Genomic DNA, 1,713 nt, shown 5'->3' on the forward strand with positions numbered 1-1,713 from the left:
ATCGCCCATCTATTAGGTGTCAATCTCGATAGATAAACAAACGAATAGATGAGCCGATATATTTTTACAATACTGCTTTTGGATACGAGCCTAAGATGCGCAGATCTTTTACCAATGGGCGAATATCGTTGATAGCGGCACTGACATTTGGATCATTGATATGACCGTTCATATCAATAAAGAACACATATGCCCACTTATTAGGACGCTCAGGACGTGTCTCAATACTGGTCATCGATACGCCATGATATGACAAAGGTTTCAAAATTTCGATCAATGCACCAGCTCTATCATGGGCTGAGACAACGATGGAGGTTTTGTCTTGACCAGAAGGAGCGATTGCTTCATGACCGATGATAAGGAAACGAGTGGTATTGCTTGGATTGTCTTCAATGTTTGAATAAAGCTTATGCAAGCCGTACTCTGCAACCGCAACGTCACCAGCAATCGCGGCTGAATGCCATTCATTTTTGAGGCGACGCGCCGCTTCACCATTGCTTGATACCGCAACGCGCTCCACATTGGGAAAATTCACATCTAGCCAATGACGACACTGCGCCAATGACTGCTGGTGCGAATAAATACGGCTTAAACCATCAAGCTTAGTATGCTCAGCGACCAAGAAGTTTTGGTGAATTGGCAATTCAACTTCACCAATGATTTTTAGCGTAGAAGATAAGAATCCGTCCAAAGTATGATTGACCACGCCTTCTGAAGAGTTCTCGACAGGGACAACACCATACATCGCAGTGCCTGCTTCAACTTCACGGAATACGTCGGTAATGGTCGTCATTGGTACAGTATCAGCAGCTTTGCCAAAATGCTTTAGTGCAGCGGCATGGGTAAAGGTGCCAACTGGCCCTAAGAAAGCAATACGCTGCGGCGCTTCTAAGTCTAGGCATACCGACATGATTTCACGGAACAAACGCGCCATCTTTTCGTCAGCGATTGGACCCGTATTACGCTCCATAACCGCTTTTAACACCTGTGCTTCACGCTCAGGACGATAAAAGATAGGGTTGGTATTATCATCAGCGGCCGTGTGGTTTTTCTTTACCGCTGCTACTTGTTGCGCCAGCTTGGCACGGTTATTGATGAGTGTTTGGATTTCGCAGTCGACCGCATCAATGTTTTGGCGAATATTGTCTAAAAACTCTTTTTCAGTTGCGGTATCGCTAGCGCCTGCGGCGGTTTGATTTAGATTGTCCATGGTTTGTTCTGGTGACTGCTCGCTCATTACCGCCCATCCTTTTTAGATTTTATCACTGTTAGGTATTACTAATATTTAGATATGAATATCTGCTAAATTTTACTGTGTTTTTTAAATGCTTCGACTATCTCTACATATCGATAGTGCTTGAGAGTGTCATTATGAAGTCATTGGTAAATAGTGGTCAATGACCAAAACTATTTTAACCATCATCCAAAAACAGTCTATCAGAAACATCGCGCTTCATTGGCGTTCTCTGGTATTACTGCTATATTGGTCGCCAAGTACAGCAGACCAGCGGATGACCGGCTCTACTATAGCAAAAACTCAGGTCAGTGCCCATTCGTAAATAGTGATAAGCCAGCAAATTATTATTAATATTATCACAGTTAAGTGATATGACAGTGGCGCATAGCACAACTATGAGCAAACACACGTAGAAAACTGTGTTACAGTTTCCATTCAGCTCCCTACCCTGCGATATATAAGAGGAGCACCACACC

General features: G+C 43.6%; 1 protein-coding gene. It reads right to left on the reverse strand.

Going from position 1 to position 1,713, the window contains the following annotated elements; translation table 11 throughout:
* Positions 1 to 64: 64 nt before the first annotated feature.
* Entirely contained in the window at positions 65 to 1,237 is a 1,173-nt protein-coding gene (gene pheA, locus ACS8FC_RS14005; protein WP_058024282.1) for a prephenate dehydratase, read from the reverse strand.
* Positions 1,238 to 1,713 lie beyond the last annotated feature (476 nt).

The sequence above is a fragment of the Psychrobacter sp. 1Y4 genome (assembly GCF_051847555.1).